We start from the raw sequence: 22,941 nt of genomic DNA, 5'->3' as shown, positions 1-22,941 counted from the left end.
CGCTGGTCAGGAACCGCCGCAAGGCGAAGGCCAAACGCAGACTGCCGCTGCGCTATCTGCTGCCGTTCCTGATTCTGGTGGCCCTGCTCGCCATGCTCGTCCTGCGCGGTTACGTGAACAGCGAGATCGCCGCCGACCATCGCGTCCGCAACCCCGTCGGCACCGACCAGGTGCCCGACCGCATCCTCGACGGCGGCCCCGTCATCGACGCCCGGTCGAAGACCGAGCCCGCGACCTCGGTGCGGATTCCCGACCACCACATCGTGCTGACCTTCGACGACGGCCCGGACCCCGAGTGGACGCCCCGGGTGCTGGACAAGCTGAAGGAGTACCACGCCCACGGCGTGTTCTTCGTGACCGGCACCATGGCCTCCCGCTACCCGGAACTCGTCCGGCGCATGGTGGACGAAGGCCACGAGGTCGGCCTGCACACCTTCAACCACCCCGACCTCTCGTACCAGACCACCAGCCGGATCGACTGGGAGCTCTCCGAGAACCAGCTCGCCCTCGCGGGCGCCGCCGGGGTGCACAGCTCCCTCTTCCGGCCGCCGTACTCCTCGTTCGCCGACGCGATGGACGACAAGTCCTGGCCCGTCGCCCAGTACATCGGCGGCCGCGGCTACCTCACCGTCGTCAACGACACCGACAGCGAGGACTGGAAGCGCCCCGGCGTCCGGACGATCATCGAGAACGCCACGCCCAAGCACGGCAAGGGCGCGATCGTCCTGATGCACGACTCCGGCGGCGACCGCTCCCAGACGCTGGCCGCGCTCGACCGCTTCCTGCCCTCCATGCAGGAGAAGGGGTACGAGTTCACCAACCTGACCACCGCCCTCGGCGCCCCGAGCGCGCTCACCCCGGTCAGCGGCCCCGCACTCTGGAAGGGCAAGACCTTCGTCACCGCCGTGGGCTTCTCCGAGGACGTCACCGGTGTCCTGGTGGCCGGCCTCTCCGTGGTCGGCGTCCTCGTCATCGGCCGCTTCGGGCTGATGCTGCTGCTCTCCTTCGTGCACGCCCGCCGGGTCCGCCGCAGGAACTTCCGCTGGGGCGACCAGCCCGTCACCGGCCCGGTGTCCGTGCTCGTACCCGCGTACAACGAGCGCAAGTGCATCGAGGCGACCGTCCGTTCCCTCATGGCCAGCGACCACCCGATCGAGATCATCGTCATCGACGACGGGTCGACGGACGGCACCGCCGACCTCGTCGAGGACATGCGGCTGCCGAACGTCCGCGTGGTGCGCCAGCAGAACGCGGGCAAGCCCGCCGCGCTCAACAACGGCATCGCGCACGCCCGTTACGACATCGTCGTGATGATGGACGGCGACACCGTCTTCGAGCCCTCCACCGTCCGCGAGCTCGTCCAGCCCTTCGCCGACCCCAAGGTCGGCGCGGTGGCGGGCAACGCCAAGGTCGGCAACCGCGACTCGCTGATCGGCGCCTGGCAGCACATCGAGTACGTGATGGGCTTCAACCTGGACCGCCGGATGTACGACGTCCTGCGCTGCATGCCCACCATCCCCGGCGCGGTCGGCGCCTTCCGCCGCACCGCCCTGGACCGGGTCGGCGGCATGAGCGAGGACACCCTCGCCGAGGACACCGACATCACGATGGCCCTCCACCGCGACGGCTGGGACGTCGTCTACTCGGAGAACGCCCGCGCCTGGACCGAGGCACCGGAGTCCGTGCAGCAGCTGTGGTCCCAGCGCTACCGCTGGTCCTACGGCACCATGCAGGCCATCTGGAAGCACCGGGGCGCCGTCTTCGACCGGGGACACTCCGGCCGCTTCGGCCGCGTCGGCCTGCCGTTCGTCTCCCTCTTCATGGTGGTCGCCCCGCTGCTCGCCCCGCTCATCGACGTCTTCCTGGTGTACGGGCTGATCTTCGGCCCCACCGGCAAGACCGTCGCCGCGTGGTTCGGCGTGCTGCTGGTCCAGCTCATCTGCGCCGCCTACGCGTTCCGGCTCGACAAGGAACGCATGACCCACCTGATCTCCCTGCCGCTCCAGCAGATCATGTACCGGCAGCTCATGTACGTCGTGCTGCTCCAGTCCTGGATCACCGCCCTCACCGGCGGCCGGCTCCGCTGGCAGAAACTGCGCCGCACCGGCGTCCTGGACGCCCCCGGCGCGGCGCCGGGAGCGCGTGCCGCCGTCGGCGCCGACCACCGGAGGCCCGTCGGATGAGCTGGAACGAACCCACCCCGAGCGGCGAGGACACCGCACGGCTGCGGATACCCGCGCCCGCGGCGCACCGCCGCGCCCCCGCACCTTCCCTGCCCTACGCCACCGGCCCCGGCAGCTACCTCGGCGACGGCACCACCACCGTCCCCGGTGTCCCGGCCCCCGCCCCGCACCACGGGCGGCACGCCGGAGGCCCTGCCGTGCCGGAGGCACCCGTGGAAGCGGGGGAGCCCGCCTCGGCCGCCCCGAAGCGGCCCGTCCGCGACCGCTACCTCGACGTGCTGCGCTCCGTCGCGCTCGTCCGCGTGGTGGTCTACCACCTTTTCGGGTGGGCCTGGCTGACCGTCCTCTTCCCGTCCATGGGCGTGATGTTCACGCTCGCCGGGTCGCTGATGGCCCGCTCGCTGGCCCGCCCCGCGTGGAGCGTCATCCGCAGCCGGGTACGGCGACTGCTGCCCCCGATGTGGCTGTTCTCCGTCGTCGCCCTCCCGATGATGTTCTGGCTCGGCTGGAAGCCCGTGAAGGAGGAGGGGCTCTGGTGGTTCGTCCGCCTGGCGAGCTACGTCCTCCCGGTCGGCTCCCCGCCGTACCCGGAGGTCAGCGGCTCCGACGGCGGCTGGCTGGAGACCTCCTGGGCCGACCAGGCGGCCGGCCCGCTCTGGTACATCCGCGCCTACCTGTGGTTCGTGATCGCGTCCCCGCTGCTCCTCAAGGCGTTCCGCAAGATGCCCTGGGCGACGATGCTCGCGCCGATCGGCCTCACCGCGGTCTTCGGCACCGGACTGGTCACCATCCCCGGCGCGACCGGCGAAGGCGTCGTGGACTTCACGGTGTTCGCCTCCTGCTGGATCCTCGGCTTCGCCCACCACGACGGAGTGCTCAAGCGCGTCCCGCGCTACCTCGCCGTCTCCTCGGCCGCGATCATCATGGGCTTCGGCCTCTGGTGGGCCTCCGGGCACCTCACCGAAGAGGGCTGGAACCTCGACGAGATCCCGCTCGCCCAGGCCACCTGGTCCTTCGGCTTCTGCATGATCCTGCTCCAGTACGCCCCGTCCTGGGAGAAGCTGCCCGGCCGCCTCGCCCCGTACGACGGCCTCGTCACGCTCGCCAACAACCGTGCCGTGACGATCTACATATGGCACAACCTGCTCCTCATGGCGACCGTGCCGCTGATAGACCAGATGTGGAAGATCGGCTGGGTCGACGAGCACCTCGGCGCCTACTCCGACGGCCTCTACACCGGGCTGAGCCTGATCCTCATCTGGCCGCTCATAGGGCTCGCCATCCTGGCCTTCGGCTGGGTCGAGGACGTCGCGGCGAAACGCCGGCCACGGCTCTGGCCGTCCGGCAAACCCGCCCGGCCGACTCCCGTACCGGCGTCGCCGAGCGGCGGACACCGGCACTGACGGCCACCGGCGCCCCGCACACGGGGCGCTCGCGCACATGACGTCGTTCTCACCGGGCCGGGCCCGGCCCGGTGAGAGCAAGGTTGCGCACCGGTCACCTCGGGGCACCGCACGGTAACGCGCACTCCCTAGCGTCGGAGACAACACCCCGACCCCCGTGGAGGCGCGTGATGGCTGGCCGTTGGATCGAGCACTGGGACCCGGAGGACGAGACCTTCTGGCAGGAGAAGGGCCGCCCGGTGGCCCGCCGGAACCTCTGGTTCTCCGTCCTCTCCGAGCACATCGGGTTCTCCGTCTGGTCCCTGTGGTCCGTGATGGTCCTCTTCATGGGCCCCGAGTACGGGATCGACCCGGCCGGAAAGTTCTTCCTGATCTCCACCGCCACCCTGGTCGGGGCGATCGTCCGCGTCCCCTACACCTTCGCCGTCGCCCGGTTCGGCGGCCGCAACTGGACGGTGTTCAGCGCCCTTTCGCTGCTGGTGCCGACCGCCTTCGCGTTCGCGGTGATGGAACCCGGCACCTCGTACGGCACCTTCGTGGCCGTCGCGGCCCTCGCCGGCATCGGCGGCGGCAACTTCGCCTCCTCCATGACCAACATCAACGCCTTCTTCCCGCTCCGCGAGAAGGGCTGGGCGCTCGGACTCAACGCGGGCGGCGGCAACATCGGCGTCCCCGTCGTCCAGCTCATCGGCCTCCTGGTCATCGGGACCGCCGGCGCCACCCACCCCCGGATCGTCCTCGGCGTGTACGTCCCGCTCATCGTGATCGCCGCGCTCTGCGCCGCCCGGTACATGGACAACCTCGCCCCCGTACGGAACGACACCGGGGCCGCGAAGCAGGCGGTACGCGAGGCCCACACCTGGATCATGGCCGTCCTCTACGTCGGCACCTTCGGCTCCTTCATCGGCTTCAGCTTCGCCTTCGGCCTGGTCCTCCAGACCCAGTTCGGCCGCACCCCGCTCCAGGCCGCCTCGCTCACCTTCATCGGCCCGCTGCTCGGCTCGCTGATCCGCCCCCTCGGCGGCCGGCTCGCCGACCGCCACGGCGGCGCCCGCATCACCCTGTGGAACTTCGCCGCCATGGCGGCGGCCACCGGGGTCGTCGTCTACGCCTCCGGCACCGAGTCGCTGCCCGTCTTCCTCGTCGGCTTCATCGCCCTGTTCGTCCTGTCCGGCCTCGGCAACGGTTCGACCTTCAAGATGATCCCGGGCATCTTCCACGCCCAGGCCGTCAGCCGCGGCCTGCGCGGCGAGGCGGCGGCCGCCGAGGGGCGGCGCATCTCCGGCGCCTCCATGGGCCTCATCGGCGCCGTGGGCGCGATCGGCGGACTCGCCATCAACCTCGCCTTCCGCCAGTCCTTCCAGACCTCCGGCGCCGGAACGGCCGCCTTCTGGTCCTTCCTCGCCTTCTACGCGGTGTGCTCGGCCCTCACCTGGGCGGTATACCTTCGCCGTCCGGCCGCCGCCCCGGCGAGCGCGAGCGCCAACGCCCCGCTCGGGCTCGCGGAGGTCTGACGAAGGCCTGACGGGCCATCAACAGGCCTCCTGGACGGCCGCCAGGCGACCAAGGACGTAACGGGCGGGAAATACGGGGGAACCGAGCCTGTCACGCGGGGTTGGCAGGCTCGGTCCACCGCACAGCGGCAGCGACCGCGGGAACGAGAGCCGGGTAGATCACGCCATGCAGGAAGACGAAGCGACGCACGGCCCCCTCGCGGGCTTCACGGTCGGAGTGACCGCGGCCCGCCGGGCCGGGGAACTCGGCACACTGCTCCAGCGCCGCGGCGCCCAGGTCGTCCAGGCCCCCGCCCTGCGGATCGTGCAGCTCGCCGACGACAGCGAACTGCTCGCCGCCACCCAGGAACTGATCCGCCACGCCCCCGACGTCGTGATCGCCACCACCGCCATCGGCTTCCGGGGCTGGGTCGAGGCGGCGGACGGCTGGGGCATCGGCGAACACCTGCTGGACCGGCTGCGCGGCGTCGAACTCCTGGCACGCGGCCCCAAGGTGAAGGGGGCCATCCGGGCCGCCGGACTCACCGAATCCTGGTCGGCCGCCTCCGAGTCCATGGCCGAGGTACTGGAACGGCTCCTCGACGAGGGCGTGGACGGCCGCCGCGTCGCCCTCCAACTGCACGGCGAACCGCTCCCCGGGTTCGCCGAGAGCCTCCGGGCCGCCGGCGCCGAGGTCATCGACCTGCCCGTCTACCGCTGGATGCCACCCCAGGACCTCGCCCCGCTCGACCGGATGCTCGACCTCACCGCCGCCCGCGGCCTCGACGCCATCACCTTCACCAGCGCCCCCGCCGCCGCCTCCTTCCTCGACCGCGCCCGGACCCGCGGCATGGCCCCCGAGGTGCTCGGCGCCCTCCACGACGACCTGCTCGTCGCCTGCGTCGGCCCGGTCACCGCGCTGCCGCTCCAGGCACGCGGCATCGAGACCGTCCAGCCCGAACGCTTCCGGCTCGGCCCGCTCGTCCAGCTCCTCTGCGCCCAGCTCCCCGCCCGCTCCCGCACCCTGCCGGTCGCCGGCCACCAGGTCACCGTGCGCGGCCACGCGGCGCTCGTCGACGGGTCACTGCGGCCCGTGCCCCCCGCCGGGATGGCCCTGCTGCACGCCCTGACCCGCCGCCCCGGCTGGGTGGTCTCCCGCGCCGACCTGCTGCGGGCGCTCCCCGGCAGCGGCACCGACGAGCACGCCGTGGAGACCGCGATGGCCCGGCTGCGCTCCGCGCTCGGCTCGCCCCGCCTGATCCAGACCGTCGTCAAGCGCGGCTACCGGCTCGCCCTGGACCCGGTGGCGGACACCAAGTACGGCGACTGAGACCGGATTTCGCGCGGTACGGCCCCGGGCCCCCGGGGCGTGTCGGCACGGTGCCGCCGCCCGGCGGACGGCAGTTCGACGGCACACCCCGAGCCCCTGCGGCGGCGGGAGGTAGCGTGCCCGGATGAACGACGCACCGTACCCGCTCTCCGCCGACAGGTTCCTGCGCCCGACCGAGGCGTCCGACGCCCCCGCGCTCGCCCGAGCGCTGCTGCGCAGCCGTACGTACATGGCCCGCTTCGAGCCCGTGCGCCCCGACTCCTTCTACACACCCGAGGGCCAGGCCGACCGGCTCTCCGGCATCCTCGCCGACCGCGCGGCCGGCCGGGCCGCCGCCTGGGTGATCGTCGACGAGGACGACCGGGCGCTCGGCTCCTTCACCCTCTCCGGGATAGCCCTCGGCGCGTTCCGCAGCGGGGTCATCGGCTACTGGGTCGACGTGGACCAGGCCGGCCGGGGCCTCGCGACCGCGGCGGTCCGCCGGATCCGCGACCTCGCCCGTGACGACCTCCGGCTGCACCGGATCGAGGCCGGGACCCTGCTGTACAACGAGGCGTCCCAGCGGGTGCTGCGCAAATGCGGCTTCGAGGAGATCGGAGTGGCGCCCCGATTCCTGTACATCGACGGGGAATGGCGCGACCACCGGCTCTTCCAGCTCATCCTGAACGACGACCCCGCGCAGCTCTGACCGGGCCCGGCGAGGCACCGGCGGGGTTACGACGGGTCCCGCCGCCGGGCACTCCTCCTCGCCCGGACGGGTCCCGGTACGCGATCGGGGCGCCCCGCCTGATGCGCACCGGCCCCCCGTCGCGTACGGTTGACGGCTGCCCAACGCACGTCAGAAAGGGGCCTCGGTGGCCGCGCAGGATGCCGCTGTCGATTCTCTGCGGGACCGCGAGATCGGTGTCGAACAGGATCATCTGGACCGGGTCTACGACCGCCTCGAAGAGAAGATCGACGAGGCTCAATTCCTCATGCACGACGCCGTCAAGCGAGGCCAGGTCGGTACCCCCGGCGCCCTCGCCGAACGGGACGCCCAGGTCTTCCGGGCGGGCATTCATCTCAACCGCCTGCACAGCGAGTTCGAGGACTTCCTTTTCGGCCGCGTCGACCTGCTCCTCGGCAAGGACGGCGAGCGCGGACCCGACGGAGCCTTCACCTCCGTCGAGCCCGCCGACGAGGCCGTACGGCCGGACGACACGGCGGACATCGCCGAGACGCTGCACATCGGCCGGATCGGCGTGCTCGCGGCCGACTACTCGCCGCTGGTGATCGACTGGCGTGCCCCGGCCGCCGCGCCGTTCTACCGCTCCACCCCCAAGGACCCCGGGCGCGTCGTGCGCCGCCGCGTCATCCGCTCGCGCGGCCGCCGCGTCCTCGGCGTCGAGGACGACCTGATGCGCCCCGAGCTGACGGCGTACCTGGACGGCGAGAAGCTCCCCGTCATCGGCGACGGCGCCCTGATGGCCGCGCTGGGCCAGGCCCGCAGCCACACCATGCGGGACATCGTCTCCTCCATCCAGGCCGAGCAGGACCTCGTCATCCGGGCCCCCGCCGCCTCCGTCACCGAGGTCACCGGCGGCCCCGGCACCGGCAAGACCGCCGTGGCCCTGCACCGTGCCGCGTACCTCCTCTACCAGGACCGCAGGCGCTACGCGGGCGGCATCCTGATCGTCTCGCCGACCCCGCTGCTCGTCGCCTACACCGAAGGCGTGCTGCCCTCGCTCGGCGAGGAGGGGCAGGTCGCCATCCGCGCGGTCGGCTCCCTCTCCGACGAGGCGGCCGGCGTCGCGGGCGCCACCACCTACGACGAGCCCGCCGTGGCCCGAGTCAAGGGCTCCTCCCGGATGCTCCAGGTGCTCCGCAAGGCCTCGCGCGGCGCGCTCGACCAGCCCGCACCGCGCACCGCGCCCCGCGAGGACGGCCAGCTCTCCTTCGGCGAGGAGACCACGCCGACGCCCCGGGCCGCGCCCGGCGGCGCGAGATCCGCGACCCCCACCCGGCTGCGCGTCGTCGCCTTCGGCGCCCGGGTCGAGCTGGAGGCCGACGAACTCCAGCGCATCCGCCACAACGCGCTGGGCGGCTCCGCCCCCGTCAACCTGCTGCGCCCGCGCGCCCGCAAGCTGCTGCTCGACGCGCTCTGGAGCAAGTCCTCCGGCCGGGGCCGCTACACCGACCCCGAGCTCGCCGCCGAACTCCGTTCCTCCTTCGACGACGACGTCTCCACGGAGACCCCGTTCCTCGAATTCCTGGACGCCTGGTGGCCCGAGCTCACCCCGCGCGGGGTGCTCGCCGCGATGGCCGACGAGAAGCGGCTCGCGCGCTGGTCCCGCCGCGTCCTCAACCAGGGCGAGGTACGCCGCCTCTCGCGCTCCCTCAAGCGCCTGGGCGCCGACGGCCAGGGACCCCTCTCCGTGCACGACGTGGCGCTCCTGGACGAGCTCCAGGCCCTGCTCGGCGCCCCGGCGCGGCCCCGCAAGAAGCGCGAGTTCGACCCGCTCGACCAGCTCTCCGGGCTGGAGGAGCTGATGCCGCAGCGCGAGGAGACCCGGCGCGAGCGGGCCGAGCGCCTGGCGGAGGAGCGCACCGAGTACGCGCACGTCATCGTCGACGAGGCGCAGGACCTGACGCCCATGCAGTGGCGGATGGTCGGGCGCCGGGGCCGGCACGCCACCTGGACGATCGTCGGAGACCCGGCGCAGTCCTCCTGGTCCGACCCGGACGAGGCCGCCGCCGCGCGCGACGAGGCGCTCGGCAACCGCCCGCGCCGCCGCTTCCAGCTCACCGTCAACTACCGCAACCCGGCGGAGATCGCCGAGCTGGCGGCGAAGGTGCTGGCGCTCGCCATGCCCGGCATGGAGTCGCCGTCCGCCGTCCGTTCCACCGGCATCGAGCCGCGCTTCGCGACCGTGGGCGACCAGGAGCTCGCCGACAGCGTCCGCGAGGAGGCGCGTCGGCTGCTCGACCAGGTCGACGGCACCGTCGGCGTGGTCGTGGCGATGAACCGCCGCGTCCAGGCCCGTGACTGGCTGGCGGATCTGGGGGAGCGCGTGGTGGCGCTCGGCAGCCTGGAGGCCAAGGGGCTGGAGTACGACGCCACGGTGGTGGTCTCCCCGGCGGAGATCGCCGACGAGTCGCCCGCCGGGCTGCGCGTGCTGTACGTGGCCCTCACCCGGGCGACCCAGCAGTTGACGGTGATCTCGGCCGCCGCCGACCTGCCGGACGAGGACGGGGTACCGGACCTGCTGCGGGACTGACGGCCCGGGCGCCGCAAGGGAACCGGGCCCGCGGCGGCCCGGTTTCCGGGCCGCCGCGGGGGCTCGTACGGCCCCGGTGACCCCCGCCGGGACACGAACCGCGAGTGTCAACCCGCTGTGGGGGAATCACTTCTCACGGGTGTTTGTTAGCCTGGTGTCGGCACCGGCTCGATCCAAGCCCCCGGGCCCAACCTTCGTCGCTACGAGCGACCTCTTGCCGCGAGGCGAGCATGGCGGGTCGGTGCCGCTCACGCAGAAGACAGGTCCGCGTCACCTCACGGTGGCGCGGACCTGTTCTGCTTGTACGGGCCGTCCGCACCGCGCCGGCCGGTGCCGTCTCCCGCATCTCGGAAGTGATCTTTCGTACTGCGGCAGTGGTTACCGGCTACTCGTCAGTAGGTGCGACGATCGTGGACGCGTGCGGGCCCGGTCCCGCCGTCCAAGCAATGAAGCTCAGGAAAGCGAAGGACACGGCCATGGCAACGGCGCCCAGCGTCTCGTACTCGATGACGGTCCGGCTGGAGGTGCCCGCGAGCGGCACCGCGGTCTCCCAGCTGACCACGGCCGTGGAGTCCTCCGGCGGCTCGGTGACCGGCCTCGACGTGACCGCCTCCGGCCACGAGAAGCTCCGGATCGACGTCACCATCGCGGCGTCCTCCACCGCACACGCCGAGGAGATCGTGGAGGGCCTGCGCGCCATCGACGGCGTCCTGCTCGGCAAGGTCTCGGACCGTACCTTCCTGATGCACCTCGGCGGCAAGATCGAGATGGCGTCCAAGCACCCCATCCGCAACCGCGACGACCTCTCGATGATCTACACCCCGGGTGTGGCCCGCGTCTGCATGGCGATCGCCGAGAACCCCGAGGACGCCCGCCGCCTGACCATCAAGCGCAACTCCGTCGCCGTCGTCACCGACGGCTCCGCCGTCCTCGGCCTCGGCAACATCGGCCCGATGGCCGCGCTCCCGGTCATGGAGGGCAAGGCCGCCCTCTTCAAGCGCTTCGCCGGCATCGACGCCTGGCCGATCTGCCTGGACACCCAGGACCCCGACGCCATCGTCGAGATCGTCAAGGCCATCGCCCCCGGCTTCGCGGGCATCAACCTGGAGGACATCTCCGCGCCGCGCTGCTTCGAGATCGAGGCCCGGCTGCGCGAGGCCCTCGACATCCCCGTCTTCCACGACGACCAGCACGGCACCGCCATCGTCGTGCTCGCCTCGCTCACCAACGCGCTGCGCGTGGTCGGCAAGTCCGTCGGCGACGTGCGGGTCGTCATGTCCGGTGCGGGGGCGGCCGGTACGGCCATCCTGAAGCTCCTCATCGCCGCGGGCGTCAAGCACGCGGTCGTCGCCGACATCCACGGCGTGGTGCACGCGGGCCGCGAGGACCTGGTCGCCGCGAAGCCCGACTCGCCGCTGCGCTGGATCGCCGACAACACCAACCCGGAGGGCGTCACCGGCACCCTCAAGGAGGCCGTCGTCGGCGCGGACGTCTTCATCGGCGTCTCCGCCCCCAACGTCCTGGACGGCGGCGACGTGGCCGCCATGGCGGACGGCGCGATCGTCTTCGCGCTGGCCAACCCGGACCCCGAGGTGGACCCGACGGTCGCCCGCGAGACGGCCGCGGTCGTCGCGACCGGCCGCTCCGACTTCCCGAACCAGATCAACAACGTGCTGGTCTTCCCGGGCGTCTTCCGCGGTCTGCTCGACGCCCAGTCGCGCACCGTCAACACCGAGATGATGCTCGCCGCCGCCGGAGCCCTCGCCGACGTCGTCGCCGAGGACGAGCTGAACGCGAACTACATCATCCCGTCCGTCTTCAACGACAAGGTCGCCGGTGCCGTCGCCGGTGCCGTCCGCGCCGCCGCCAAGGCCGCCGGCGTCGCCGAGGCCACCCCCTCCGGACAGCTCTGACCCTGAGCCCGGCCCGCGTTCCGCGCGCGGTGCCGGGCTTCTCCCGCGACGCGCCCTACGGCGCGTCGCGGGTCGCCGTGTCCCAAACGCGCCTTTAGGGTGGCGGGCAGCGGGTACACGGCCGATCAGCGCCCGGGGCCCCGCATCCGCTGCGCACCGCTCCAGGAAGTCGACGGAACGTGACCATCGACGGACCGTGACGCTTTCCGTGTGACACCGGAGGGTTCCGGATTGGCTTTCCCGCCGCAGGTGGGGGCAGGATGCGTAATCGGGCGCGAGGGTCTGACATCAGACCCGGGTCCGGGGACTGTCAGAGGGCCCTGGCAGCATCGGCTTCGATCTCACGCCTCACAGGCAAGAAGAACACGGGAGTAACAACATGAACCGCAGTGAGCTGGTGGCCGCCCTGGCCGACCGTGCCGAGGTGACCCGCAAGGACGCCGACGCCGTGCTGGCCGCGCTCGCCGAGACCGTCGGTGAGATCGTCGCCAAGGGCGACGAGAAGGTCACCATCCCCGGCTTCCTGACCTTCGAGCGCACCCACCGTGCCGCTCGCACCGCTCGTAACCCGCAGACCGGCGACCCGATCAACATCCCGGCCGGCTACAGCGTGAAGGTCTCCGCGGGCTCCAAGCTCAAGGAAGCCGCCAAGGGCAAGTAAGTCCCACAGGCGCATCGGAGGGCGGTCACCCGGACCAGGGTGGCCGCCCTCCGGCATATGCGTCCGTCCTGGGCCCCGGGCGCCGCCCGGGGCCCTCTGCGCGCCCGTACGGGCCTGCGGCCGCGTACCGGTCCCCGTCGGCCGTCCGGGGCCCGCCGCGCCGCACAGCGGCCGTCAGGGGCGTTCCGGGAGTCGTGCGTGTGTACGAGCCACGGGCCGCGCCGGGGGAGCTGCCCCGGCGCGTGCCCACCCGGGCGCACGAAAGCCCGCCGCCCCGGTCCCGCGAGGTGCGGGCCGGGGCGGCGGGCTTCACGAATCTTCGGGCCGGACCGTCAGACCAGCGCTCCGCCGGGCAGCTCGACCTTGGCGCCGAGCTTCTCCAGCTTCTCCATGAAGTTCTCGTAGCCGCGGTTGATCAGGTCGATGCCGTGGACCCGCGAGGTGCCCTCGGCGGCGAGCGCCGCGATCAGGTACGAGAAGCCGCCGCGCAGGTCGGGGATGACCAGATCCGCGCCCTGGAGCTTCGTCGGGCCGGAGACGACCGCGGAGTGCAGGAAGTTGCGCTGGCCGAACCGGCAGTCGGAACCGCCCAGGCACTCGCGGTACAGCTGGATGTGCGCGCCCATCTGGTTGAGCGCCGAGGTGAAGCCGAGCCGGGACTCGTACACCGTCTCGTGGACGATGGACAGGCCGGTCGCCTGCGTCAGCGCCACCACCAGCGGCTGCTGCCAGTCGGTCTGGAAGCCCGGGTGGACGTCCGTCTCCAGCGCGATGGCCTTGAGCGGGCCGCCCGGGTGCCAGAAGCGGATGCCCTCGTCGTCGATCTCGAAGGCCCCGCCGACCCGGCGGAAGGTGTTGAGGAAGGTCATCATCGAACGCTGCTGGGCGCCGCGCACGTAGATGTTGCCCCCGGTCGCGAGCGCCGCCGACGCCCAGGAAGCCGCCTCCAGGCGGTCCGGGATCGCCCGGTGGGTGTACCCGTCGAGCCTGTCGACACCGGTGATCCGGATGGTCCGGTCGGTGTCCATGGAGATGATCGCGCCCATCTTCTGCAGTACGCAGATGAGGTCCTCGATCTCCGGCTCCACGGCCGCGTTCGACAGCTCCGTGACGCCCTCGGCGAGCACGGCCGTCAGCAGCACCTGCTCGGTGGAGCCCACCGAGGGGTACGGCAGGCGGATCTTCGTACCGCGCAGCCGCTGCGGGGCCTCCAGGTACTGCCCGTCCGCCCGCTTCTCGATCGTCGCACCGAAGCGGCGCAGCACGTCGAAGTGGAAGTCGATGGGCCGGCCGCCGATGTCGCAGCCGCCGAGACCGGGGATGAAGGCGTGGCCGAGGCGGTGGAGCAGCGGACCGCAGAAGAGGATCGGGATGCGGGACGAGCCCGCGTGGGCGTCGATGTCGGCGACGTTGGCGCTCTCGACGTGCGTCGGGTCCAGGACCAGCTCGCCCGGCTCCTCACCCGGACGCACCGTCACGCCGTGCAGCTGCAGCAGACCCCGCACGACCCGCACGTCGCGGATGTCGGGGACGTTGCGCAGCCTGCTGGGACCGCTGCCGAGCAGTGCGGCGACCATTGCCTTGGGCACCAGGTTCTTGGCGCCTCGGACGCGAATTTCGCCCTCCAGCGGGGTGCCGCCGTGGACAAGCAGGACATCGTCTGTGCCGGTCATGAATCTCGCGTTCCGGAGTGGTCGGGCAGGGGGCCGATGAAAAGGGTAATGGCCTCCTACCCCCCGCCCGGCAGGCGATGCGGCGCGTACGGACGTAAGGAAACCGTCGCGACACGTTCCGCACGCGGCGCCTCGCGCAGCGTCACCGCCGCGGGCGCGGCCGGACGTGCGCTCCCCGTGCCCCCGCGCGCCCGATCCGTGCCGCCCGGTCCCGGGCACGGGCCTGCGTACTCGGCCCCCGCGCGGGCCCCGGATGCGGGATCATCTCCCCATGACCGAGGTGTCCTCCCTCACAGGCCGGCTGCTGGTGGCCACACCCGCCCTCGCGGACCCGAATTTCGACCGCGCGGTGGTGCTCCTCCTCGACCACGACGAGGAGGGCTCGCTCGGCGTGGTCCTCAACCGCCCGACCCCGGTGGAGGTCGGCGACATCCTCGAACCCTGGGCCGGCCTGTCGGGCGCGCCCGACGTGGTCTTCCAGGGCGGGCCCGTCGCGCTGGACTCCGCGCTCGGGGTCGCCGTGATCCCCGGCGACGAGGGCCCGCTCGGCTGGCGCCGGGTGCACGGCGCGATCGGCCTGGTCGATCTGGAGGCCCCGCCGCAGCTGCTCGCGGCGGCCCTCGGCTCGCTGCGGATCTTCGCCGGATACGCGGGCTGGGGCCCCGGTCAGCTGGAGACCGAGCTGGAGGAGGGCGCCTGGTACGTGGTCGACTCGGAGCCCGGCGACGTCGCCTCCCCGCAGCCGGAGAAGCTCTGGCGGGCCGTCCTGCGGCGCCAGCGCAGCGAACTGGCCATGATCGCCACCTATCCCGACGACCCTTCGCTCAACTGACCGCCCCGCACTTCAGTACCCTTGGCGCTCATGAGCACTCTTGAGCCCGAGCGCGGGGCAGGTACGGGGACCCTCGTAGAGCCGACACCGCAGGTGTCGAACGGCGACGGCGACCACGAGCGCTACGCCCATTACGTCCAGAAGGACAAGATCATGGCGAGCGCCCTGGAGGGCACGCCCGTGGTCGCACTGTGCGGCAAGGTCTGGGTACCGGGGCGCGACCCCAAGAAGTACCCGGTCTGCCCGATGTGCAAGGAGATCTACGAGTCCATGGGCGCCGGTGGCGACAAGGACAAGGGCGGCAAGGACAAGAAGTAGGTCCGGCAGCCGGTTCCCGCCCCTGGGGAACCGGTTCCTGCCCCTGGGGAACGGGGTCCTGCCCGCACTCCCCGACTCCCCGAGCAACGGTCCCCGTGACGCGCCCCGGCGCGCGGCGCGGGGATCTGCCGTGTCCGGCGCGTGGCGTCTTCCGCCACCCCGTCCACCCCCGAATTGGTCCAGTCCAATGGTTCCGTTTTCGGCCGGTGTGATGAAGGATGCGCCCCATGCACACGGACACGCTCACCCCGGAAGGCGCCGACGCGCCCGCCGACCCGGCCACCGCCCTCGGACTCGTACCGGCGCCCGCGCGCACCCGCGCCGGCGACGACGCCCCGTTCGTCATGGACGCGGCCACCACCCTGGCCGCCGGACCCGGCACCGGGTCCACCGAACGCTGGCTGCGGTCCACCCTCGGCGCCGCCTTCGGTCTCCCGCTCGCCCCGGGGCGGGCGGGCGGCCCCGGGGCGGTCGAGCTGCTCACCGACCCCGGCCTGGAGCCCGAGGAGTACCGGCTGACCGCGGGAGCGGCGAGCGGCGTACGCATCACCGGCGGCAGCCCCGCCGGGGTCTTCCGCGGCGCCCAGACGCTCCGCCAGCTCCTCGGCCCCGGGGCCTTCCGCCGCGCCCCCCTCGCCCCCGGCGCCCCGCGCACCGTCCCGGCCGTCGAGATCGAGGACGCCCCGCGCTTCGCCTGGCGCGGCTTCATGCTCGACGTCGCCCGCCACTTCACGCCCAAGGACGACGTGCTGCGCCACCTCGACCTGATGGCCGCGCACAAGCTGAACGTCTTCCACTTCCACCTCACCGACGACCAGGGCTGGCGCGTCGAGATCAAGCGGTACCCGCGCCTGACCGGGCGCGGCGCCTGGCGCTCCCGCACCAAGTACGGCCACCGCTCCTCCGAGCTCTGGGACGAGACCCCGTACGGCGGCTTCTACACCCAGGACGACATCCGCGAGATCGTCGCGTACGCCGCCGAGCGGCACATCCGGGTCGTCCCCGAGATCGAGATCCCCGGCCACTCCCAGGCCGCCGTCGCCGCCTACCCGGAACTCGGCAACACCGACGTCACCGACACCGCCGCCCTCACCCCCTGGGACCGCTGGGGCGTCAGCACCCACGTGCTGGCCCCCACCGAGGCGGTGCTGCGGTTCTACGAGGGCGTGTTCGAGGAGATCCTGGAGCTCTTCCCCGCCGAGGTCTCGCCGTTCGTGCACGTCGGCGGCGACGAGTGCCCCAAGGACGAGTGGAAGGAATCCCCCGCCGCGCAGGCCCGGATCGAGGAGCTCGGCGTCGGCGACGAGGACGGCCTCCAGTCCTGGTTCATCCGCCACTTCGACCGCTGGCTCACCGCCCGGGGCCGCCGGCTCATCGGATGGGACGAGATCCTGGAGGGCGGACTGCCCGAGGGTGCGGCCGTCTCCTCCTGGCGCGGGTACGCGGGCGGCATCGCCGCCGCCGAGGCCGGCCACGACGTGGTGATGTGCCCGGTGCAGCAGGTCTACCTCGACTACCGGCAGGACGACGGCCCCGACGAACCGATCCCCATCGGCTACGTCCGCACCCTGGAGGACGTCTACCGCTTCGAGCCGGTGCCGCCGGGCCTCTCCGAGGAGGCAGCCCGGCACGTCCTCGGCACCCAGGGCAACGCCTGGACCGAGGTCATGCACAACCGGGGCCGCGTCGACTACCAGGTCTACCCGCGCCTGGCCGCCCTCGCCGAGGTCGCCTGGAGCGAGCTGCCCGCCCCCGCCGCACGCGACTTCGCCGGGTTCACGGCCCGCATGGAGGCGCACTACGCCCGGCTGGACGCGCTGGGCGTCGAGTACCGCCCGCCGGGCGGCCCGCTGCCGTGGCAGCGCCGCCCCGGAATCGGCGGCCACCCCATCGAGGGCGCACCCCCGGTCGTGTGATTCCGCCCGCGCCGGATTCCGTCCCCGTCCGGGCGGAATCCGTGGGCGGTCGGGCAGTACGGGAGTACGGGAGGACCGATTCGAGGGGCACCCGGGCCGCACACGAGTTGGCCGAAACTTTGCGTTCGGCCCGGAGCCGGTGGAGGGGGCGGGACCGCCCCGCACCGCGTGCCGTCTGGGACGAACGGCTCTCCGGGGGCCCGCGCGCGGCCGTCCGCGACGCGCCGTGGAGTGGCCATTCACACCCCGTACCGAAGTAGTACGAACCAGGATTTTCGGTTCGTTCGGTGACGGATACAACCTTCGTGGACCCTCGCGCCGGAGCCGCCGGAAGATGTGCCAGAGTTGCCACGTCCGGGCTGTGAGCACGTACCGTACGGCGGAACGGGCCGGAGGGCCTGGACACCGGGAAGGGGCAGCTGGGTTGACCACGCACGCACCGCAGGCGACGCAGTCGGTGACCATGCCTGCATCGATCGACGAGGCTGTGGCAGCCCTCGGCGCCATGCCCGCCGCGGTTCCGGTGGCCGGTGGAACCGACCTCATGGCGGCCGTCAACCAGGGCCTGCTGCGCCCTTCGGGACTCGTCGGGCTCGGCCGCATCAGCGAGCTGCGTGGCTGGAACTACCAGGACGGCCACGCCCTCCTCGGCGCCGGCCTCACCCACGCCCGGATGGGCCGCCCCGACTTCGCCGCCCTGATCCCCGCCCTCGCCGCCTCCGCGCGCGCAGCGGGCCCGCCCCAGATCCGCAACGCCGGCACCCTCGGCGGCAACATCGCGAGCGCGGCGCCGAGCGGCGACACCCTGCCCGTGCTGGCCGCCCTGGAGGCCGAGCTGGTCATCGCCGGCCCCGGCGGACGCCGCCGCGAGATGCCGGTCTCCTATCTGCTCGCCGGCCGTGAACTGCTCGAACCCGCGGAACTGATCGCCTTCGTCCGGGTCCCGCTGCTGCACGCCCCCCAGGTCTTCCTCAAGGCCACCGGACGCACCGGACCCGGCCGGGCCGTGGCCTCCGTCGCGATCGTCCTCGACCCGGCCCGCCGCGGGGTGCGGTGCGCGGTCGGCGCCATCGCGCCGATGCCGCTGCGCCCGCTGGAGGCCGAGCAGTGGATCGCCTCGCTCATCGACTGGGACGGCGCGCGCGGTCTGGCCCCGGACGCGCTGGCCGCCTTCGGCGAGTACGTCGCCGCGGCCTGCATCCCGGACCAGGTACCGTCGGCCGAAGGGGAGGCACCACCACCGCTGCCACCCGCCGTTCTGCACCTGCGGCGCACCGTCGCCGCGCTGGCCCGGCGCGCGCTGGGGAGGGCACTGTCGTGAGCAACGAGAACAACCCCCAACAGCACGGACAGCAGGGGGAGTACGACCCCGAGCCGCGTTACGGGTCCTGGCAGCCGACCCGCCAGGGCGGCGAGTACGACGCCGACGCGACGGCCTTCGTCCAGCTCCCCCCGGAGGACCTGGCCGACGCCCCGCTGGCCGCTCCCGGCCACGGCTACGTACCGCCGATGATCCTGCCGCTGACGCCCGCCGCGGGTCACGACCCGGCCGCCGGCGGCGGCTGGAACGCGCGGCCGCAGCAGGACGGGCAGAGCTACGCGGAGAACGGCTCCGGCACGCCCGGCGCGGTGCACTGGCCCGACCCGAACCAGCAGAGCCCGTACGCCCCGTACGAGCAGTCGGCCGGGCACCACACCGCCCAGTGGAACTTCACCGAGAACACCGACGGGACCGGCGCGGCGGACGGCCCCGACACCCACCAGGCAGGTTCCGGCGGGTACGGACCCGACACCTCGGTCTACGGGACGCACTCCGGCTACGGAGCGGCCCCGGCCCACGAGGGGTACCCGCCGTACACCGCGCCCGGGGCCTACGAGCCGCCCTACGAGGGCGAACACGGCACCCAGGGCCTCCACGACACCGCGGACCACACCGGGCACACGGACCACACCGGGCACACCGACCACGCCGGGCACACCGACCACGCCGGGCACACCGACCACGCCGGGCACACCGACCACGCCGGGCACACCAGTCACGCCGGACAGACGGACCACACCGGACTCTCGGACCACGCAGGGCACACCGGCCACGTGGATCTCTCCGGGCACGGCGAGCCCGTCGGGCACACCGGCCAGTGGGCGATCCCGGTCGCGGACGGGGATCTTCCGGACGAGTCCGGTGAGTTCGCCGCTTCCCGGACCTTCGACCAGTGGTACTCCGGCGCCACCCCGCCTGCCACGCTCCCCGGCGGCGCCCCCGCGCCCTGGGCGACCCAGGAATTCGCCGTGCCCGAACCCCGGGCCGAGGACGGGCGGGAGGCGCGGCCCGAACCGGAGTTCGCGCCGGCACCCGTACCGGCGCCCGGGGCGGACGCTCACCCGGAGGACGGGCCCCCGGCCGAACTGCCCGACGGCCGGCCGGTGGACGCCGGTGACGACCCGGTGCGGGCCGCCGCGGACACGCCGGGAGCGGCCGAGGACGAGCCCGGACACGCTCCGGAGGCGGAGGCCGCCCCCGGGGCCGCGGACGGGGCGCCCGCCGTGGAGTCGCCGGACGCGGTGGACACCCCGGATGTCCCGGATGCCACGGACGAGGCGGACACCGCGGTCGCCGCCGACACCGACCCGGTCCCGGTCGCCGACGAGGACGAAGTCCCGGCGCCGGTCGCCGAGTCCGGGCCCGAGGGCTACGAGGACGGTTTCGCTCCGGAGGCTTACGCCGACGGTTTCGCGCCCGAGGGCCACGCCGACGGTTTCGTGTCCGACGGTTTCGCTTCCGAGGGAGCTCTGCCCGAGCCGGAGGCCGTACACCTGCCGAGCGAGCACCCCGGCGCCTCGTACGTCCTGCACGTCAACGGCGTCGACCGCCCGGTCGCCGACGCCTGGATCGGCGAGTCGCTGCTCTACGTGCTCCGTGAGCGGCTCGGCCTGGCCGGTGCCAAGGACGGCTGCTCGCAGGGCGAATGCGGTGCCTGCAACGTCCAGGTCGACGGCCGGCTCGTCGCCTCCTGCCTCGTCCCCGCGGCCACCACCGCGGGCAGCGAGGTCCGTACGGTCGAGGGTCTCGCCGTCGACGGCGAACCCTCCGACGTGCAGCGCGCGCTCGCCAAGTGCGGCGCCGTCCAGTGCGGCTTCTGCATCCCCGGCATGGCCATGACCGTCCACGACCTGCTGGAGGGCAACCACGCCCCCAGCGATCTCCAGACGCGCCAGGCCCTGTGCGGCAACCTCTGTCGCTGTTCCGGCTACCGGGGCGTGCTCGACGCCGTACGCGACGTCGTGGCGTCCCGCGCCGCGAGCGCCGAGGCGGCCGCCACCTCCCCCGCCGCGGCCCCCGCCGAGATCTCGGACGTCACCGCCGCCGCGGAGGGGCGCATCCCGCACCAGGCGCCCCCCGGCGCTGGTGGCGTCCAGGGCCCGCCGCGTCAGGGAGACGCGCAGTGAGCCCCGCCGCCCCGCCCCTCGACACCGGTCTCCGCGCGTCCACCTCGGTGGACGCACGCCCGGCGCACCGGCGTCACCCCGACGCCACCCCTCAGGTCCACGTCACCGGCACCCCCAGCCGCCGCCGCGGCGGAGCGAACGACAAGGAGGCGGCGTGACCAGCGACGCGGCCACCGCGGCCAACGCGACCAGCACCACCCTGCCCCGGATCGACGGCCTGCCCGGCGCGTCCGGCGCTCCCGGCCCGGAGGCACCCGCGCACGGCATCGGCGCCTCGCTGCCGCCCGCCGACGCCCGCGCCAAGACCGAGGGCACCTTCCCGTACGCCGCGGACCTCTGGGCCGAGGGCCTGCTCTGGGCGGCCGTGCTCAGATCGCCGCACCCGCACGCCCGGATCCTCTCCATCGACACCGCGGCCGCCGCCACGATGCCCGGCGTGCGCGCGGTCGTCACCCACCAGGACATCCCCGGCGAGACCCTCTACGGCCGGCAGGTCGTGGACCGCCCGGTCTTCGCCTCCGACCTGGTGCGCCACCACGGCGAGGCCATCGCCGCCGTAGCCGCCGACCACCCGGACACCGCGCGCCTGGCCGCCGCCGCCATCGCCGTCGAGTACGAGGTCCTGGAGCCGGTCACCGACCCGGAGAAGGCCTTCGAGGCCGAGCCGCTGCACCCCGACGGCAACCTCGTCCGCCACATCCCGCTCCGCTACGGCGACCCGGAGGCCACCGGCGAGGTGGTCGTGGACGGCCTCTACCGCATCGGCCGCCAGGACCCCGCGCCCATCGGCGCCGAGGCCGGCCTCGCCGTGCCCCGGCCGGACGGCGGCGTCGAGCTGTACACCGCCTCCACCGACCCGCACACCGACCGCGACCTCGCCGCCGCCTGCTTCGGCCTGGAGCCGGACCGGGTACGGGTCGTGGTGACCGGCGTCCCCGGCGCCACCGGCGACCGCGAGGACCCCGGCTTCCAGATCCCGCTGGGCCTGCTCGCCCTGCGCACCGGCTGCCCGGTGAAGCTCGCCGCCACCCGCGAGGAGTCCTTCCTCGGTCACGCCCACCGCCACCCGACCCTTTTGCGTTACCGTCACCACGCGGACGCCGAGGGTCGGTTGGTGAAGGTGGAGGCCCAAATCCTTCTGGACGCCGGGGCGTACGCCGACTCGTCCTCCGAATCCCTCGCGGCAGCGGTCGCGTTCGCATGCGGTCCGTACGTCGTGCCGCACGCCTTCATCGAGGGCTGGGCCGTCCGCACGAACAACCCGCCCTCCGGACACGTCCGGGGCGAGGGTGCGATGCAGGTGTGCGCCGCGTACGAGGGCCAGATGGACAAGCTGGCCGCCAAGCTGGGCATCGAACCCGCCGAGATCCGGCTCCGCAACACCCTGTCCACCGGCGACCTGCTGCCGACCGGGCAGACCGTCACCTGCCCCGCCCCCGTCGCCGAACTCCTCGAAGCGGTGCGGGACTTCCCGCTGCCCACACTGCCGAAGGACACCCCCGAGGAGGAGTGGCTGCTGCCCGGCGGCCCGGAGGGCGCCGGTGAGCCCGGAGCCGTACGCCGAGGGGTCGGGTACGCGCTGGGCATGGTCCACATGCTGGGGGCGGAGGGCACCGACGAGGTCTCGACCGCCACCGTGCGGGTCCACGACGGCATCGCCACCGTGCTCTGCGCGGCGGTGGAGACGGGCCAGGGCTTCACCACCCTCGCCCGCCAGATCGTGCAGGAGACCCTCGGTATCGAAGAGGTCCACGTCGCCGCCGTCGACACCGACCAGCCGCCGGCCGGGCCGGCCACCCACGGCCGGCACACCTGGGTCTCCGGCGGGGCGGTGGAGCGCGCCGCGAAGATGGTCCGCACCCAGCTGCTCCAGCCGCTGGCCCACAAGTTCGGCATGTCCGTGGAGCTGCTCCAGATCGCCGACGGCAAGATCACGTCCTACGACGGGGTGCTCTCCACCACGGTCACCGAGGCGCTGGACGGCAAGGAGCTCTGGGCGACCGCCCAGTGCCGCCCGCACCCCACCGAGCCGCTGGACGAGTCCGGGCAGGGCGACGCCTTCGTCGGGCTCGCGTTCTGCGCGGTCCGCGCGGTGGTCGACGTCGACATCGAGCTCGGCTCGGTCCGGGTGGTCGAGATGGCCGTCGCCCAGGACGTCGGCCGGGTCCTCAACCCGGCCCAGCTCGCCGCGCGCATCGAGGCGGGGGTCACCCAGGGCATCGGCGCCGCGCTCACCGAGAACCTCCGCACCGCCCGGGGCCTGGTCCGCCACCCCGACCTCACCGGGTACGCGCTGCCGACGGCCCTGGACGCCCCGGACATCCGCATCGTGAAGCTGGTCGAGGAGCGCGACGTGCTCGCCCCCTTCGGCGCCAAGCCCGTCTCGGCGGTGCCCGTGGTCACCTCCCCGGCGGCGGTGGCCGCCGCCGTCCGCGCGGCGACCGGGCGCCCGATCAACCGGCTCCCGGTGCGCCCCCAGGCGGCGGTCGCGGCGGCTCCCAAGAGCTGAGGCGGC

16 protein-coding genes are annotated in these 22,941 nt (G+C 73.2%); 15 read left to right on the top strand and 1 reads right to left on the bottom strand.

Going from position 1 to position 22,941, the window contains the following annotated elements; translation table 11 throughout:
- The first annotated feature begins 47 nt into the window (after positions 1–47).
- The 8 genes from OHA55_RS10170 to OHA55_RS10135 all read left to right on the top strand — a co-directional run bounded on the left by OHA55_RS10170 (position 48) and on the right by OHA55_RS10135 (position 12,240).
- The gene (locus OHA55_RS10170) at positions 48–2,183 is read left to right on the top strand and encodes a glycosyltransferase (protein WP_266710516.1); all 2,136 of its coding nucleotides are present in this window, start codon (positions 48–50) and stop codon (positions 2,181–2,183) included.
- Positions 2,180–3,586 carry an acyltransferase gene (locus OHA55_RS10165; RefSeq protein WP_266704933.1) on the top strand — a complete coding sequence of 469 codons (1,407 nt, stop codon included), beginning with the start codon at positions 2,180–2,182 and terminating at the stop codon, positions 3,584–3,586. Before OHA55_RS10170 ends, OHA55_RS10165 begins: the two co-directional genes overlap by 4 nt.
- Before the next feature lie 170 nt (positions 3,587–3,756).
- The gene (locus OHA55_RS10160; protein WP_266704931.1) at positions 3,757–5,100 is read left to right on the top strand and encodes a NarK/NasA family nitrate transporter; all 1,344 of its coding nucleotides are present in this window, start codon (positions 3,757–3,759) and stop codon (positions 5,098–5,100) included.
- Between the two features lie 166 nt (positions 5,101–5,266).
- Positions 5,267–6,409 (top strand): uroporphyrinogen-III synthase, encoded by a 1,143-nt coding sequence (locus OHA55_RS10155; RefSeq protein ID WP_266704929.1) that lies wholly within the window; start codon positions 5,267–5,269, stop codon positions 6,407–6,409.
- Between the two features lie 124 nt (positions 6,410–6,533).
- Complete coding sequence (locus tag OHA55_RS10150; protein ID WP_266704927.1) at positions 6,534–7,097, top strand: GNAT family N-acetyltransferase; 564 nt, start codon at positions 6,534–6,536, stop codon at positions 7,095–7,097.
- A gap of 166 nt (positions 7,098–7,263) precedes the next feature.
- Positions 7,264–9,666 (top strand): UvrD-helicase domain-containing protein, encoded by a 2,403-nt coding sequence (locus tag OHA55_RS10145; protein ID WP_266704925.1) that lies wholly within the window; start codon positions 7,264–7,266, stop codon positions 9,664–9,666.
- 476 nt (positions 9,667–10,142) lie between these two features.
- Positions 10,143–11,579, top strand: a complete 1,437-nt coding sequence (locus OHA55_RS10140; protein WP_266704923.1) for an NAD-dependent malic enzyme — start codon at positions 10,143–10,145, stop codon at positions 11,577–11,579.
- A 379-nt stretch (positions 11,580–11,958) separates the two neighbouring features.
- Entirely contained in the window at positions 11,959–12,240 is a 282-nt protein-coding gene (locus OHA55_RS10135) for an HU family DNA-binding protein (protein ID WP_003968811.1), read from the top strand.
- 332 nt (positions 12,241–12,572) lie between these two features.
- On the opposite strand, the gene murA is transcribed toward OHA55_RS10135, so the two are convergent.
- Positions 12,573–13,913: a UDP-N-acetylglucosamine 1-carboxyvinyltransferase gene (murA, locus tag OHA55_RS10130; RefSeq protein ID WP_266704921.1), complete on the bottom strand. Its 1,341-nt coding sequence runs from the start codon at positions 13,911–13,913 to the stop codon at positions 12,573–12,575.
- Positions 13,914–14,184: 271 nt separating this feature from the next.
- Between murA and OHA55_RS10125 the strand changes: the two genes are divergently transcribed.
- The 7 genes from OHA55_RS10125 to OHA55_RS10095 all read left to right on the top strand — a co-directional run bounded on the left by OHA55_RS10125 (position 14,185) and on the right by OHA55_RS10095 (position 22,935).
- Positions 14,185–14,745, top strand: a complete 561-nt coding sequence (locus OHA55_RS10125; protein WP_266704919.1) for a YqgE/AlgH family protein — start codon at positions 14,185–14,187, stop codon at positions 14,743–14,745.
- A gap of 30 nt (positions 14,746–14,775) precedes the next feature.
- Positions 14,776–15,063, top strand: coding sequence for a DUF3039 domain-containing protein (locus tag OHA55_RS10120; RefSeq protein WP_026250415.1), 288 nt, complete (start codon positions 14,776–14,778; stop codon positions 15,061–15,063).
- 227 nt (positions 15,064–15,290) lie between these two features.
- The gene (locus tag OHA55_RS10115; RefSeq protein WP_266704914.1) at positions 15,291–16,979 is read left to right on the top strand and encodes a beta-N-acetylhexosaminidase; all 1,689 of its coding nucleotides are present in this window, start codon (positions 15,291–15,293) and stop codon (positions 16,977–16,979) included.
- A 424-nt stretch (positions 16,980–17,403) separates the two neighbouring features.
- On the top strand, positions 17,404–18,300 hold the full coding sequence (locus OHA55_RS10110) for a xanthine dehydrogenase family protein subunit M (RefSeq protein WP_266704912.1): 897 nt from the start codon (positions 17,404–17,406) through the stop codon (positions 18,298–18,300).
- The gene (locus OHA55_RS10105; protein WP_266704910.1) at positions 18,297–20,426 is read left to right on the top strand and encodes a 2Fe-2S iron-sulfur cluster-binding protein; all 2,130 of its coding nucleotides are present in this window, start codon (positions 18,297–18,299) and stop codon (positions 20,424–20,426) included. Before OHA55_RS10110 ends, OHA55_RS10105 begins: the two co-directional genes overlap by 4 nt.
- A complete protein-coding gene (locus OHA55_RS10100) occupies positions 20,423–20,584 on the top strand; it encodes a hypothetical protein (protein WP_266704908.1) in 162 nt (53 codons plus the stop codon). Before OHA55_RS10105 ends, OHA55_RS10100 begins: the two co-directional genes overlap by 4 nt.
- Positions 20,581–22,935 carry a xanthine dehydrogenase family protein molybdopterin-binding subunit gene (locus tag OHA55_RS10095; RefSeq protein WP_266704906.1) on the top strand — a complete coding sequence of 785 codons (2,355 nt, stop codon included), beginning with the start codon at positions 20,581–20,583 and terminating at the stop codon, positions 22,933–22,935. Before OHA55_RS10100 ends, OHA55_RS10095 begins: the two co-directional genes overlap by 4 nt.
- Positions 22,936–22,941 lie beyond the last annotated feature (6 nt).

It is taken from the genome of Streptomyces sp. NBC_00102 (assembly GCF_026343115.1).
In the GTDB taxonomy this organism is placed as follows: Bacteria; Actinomycetota; Actinomycetes; order Streptomycetales; family Streptomycetaceae; genus Streptomyces.
This window is presented reverse-complemented; position numbering and strand designations above follow the sequence as displayed.

Excerpts from the sequence above, each read along its gene's own strand:
- OHA55_RS10165 (WP_266704933.1), top strand. The coding sequence starts at position 2,180 with ATGAGCTGGAACGAACCCACCCCGAGCGGCGAGGACACCGCACGGCTG.
- OHA55_RS10160 (WP_266704931.1), top strand. The coding sequence starts at position 3,757 with ATGGCTGGCCGTTGGATCGAGCACTGGGACCCGGAGGACGAGACCTTC.
- OHA55_RS10155 (WP_266704929.1), top strand. The coding sequence starts at position 5,267 with ATGCAGGAAGACGAAGCGACGCACGGCCCCCTCGCGGGCTTCACGGTC.
- OHA55_RS10150 (WP_266704927.1), top strand. The coding sequence starts at position 6,534 with ATGAACGACGCACCGTACCCGCTCTCCGCCGACAGGTTCCTGCGCCCG.
- OHA55_RS10140 (WP_266704923.1), top strand. The coding sequence starts at position 10,143 with ATGGCAACGGCGCCCAGCGTCTCGTACTCGATGACGGTCCGGCTGGAG.
- OHA55_RS10135 (WP_003968811.1), top strand. The coding sequence starts at position 11,959 with ATGAACCGCAGTGAGCTGGTGGCCGCCCTGGCCGACCGTGCCGAGGTG.
- murA (WP_266704921.1), bottom strand. The coding sequence starts at position 13,913 with ATGACCGGCACAGACGATGTCCTGCTTGTCCACGGCGGCACCCCGCTG.
- OHA55_RS10125 (WP_266704919.1), top strand. The coding sequence starts at position 14,185 with ATGACCGAGGTGTCCTCCCTCACAGGCCGGCTGCTGGTGGCCACACCC.
- OHA55_RS10120 (WP_026250415.1), top strand. The coding sequence starts at position 14,776 with ATGAGCACTCTTGAGCCCGAGCGCGGGGCAGGTACGGGGACCCTCGTA.
- OHA55_RS10115 (WP_266704914.1), top strand. The coding sequence starts at position 15,291 with ATGCACACGGACACGCTCACCCCGGAAGGCGCCGACGCGCCCGCCGAC.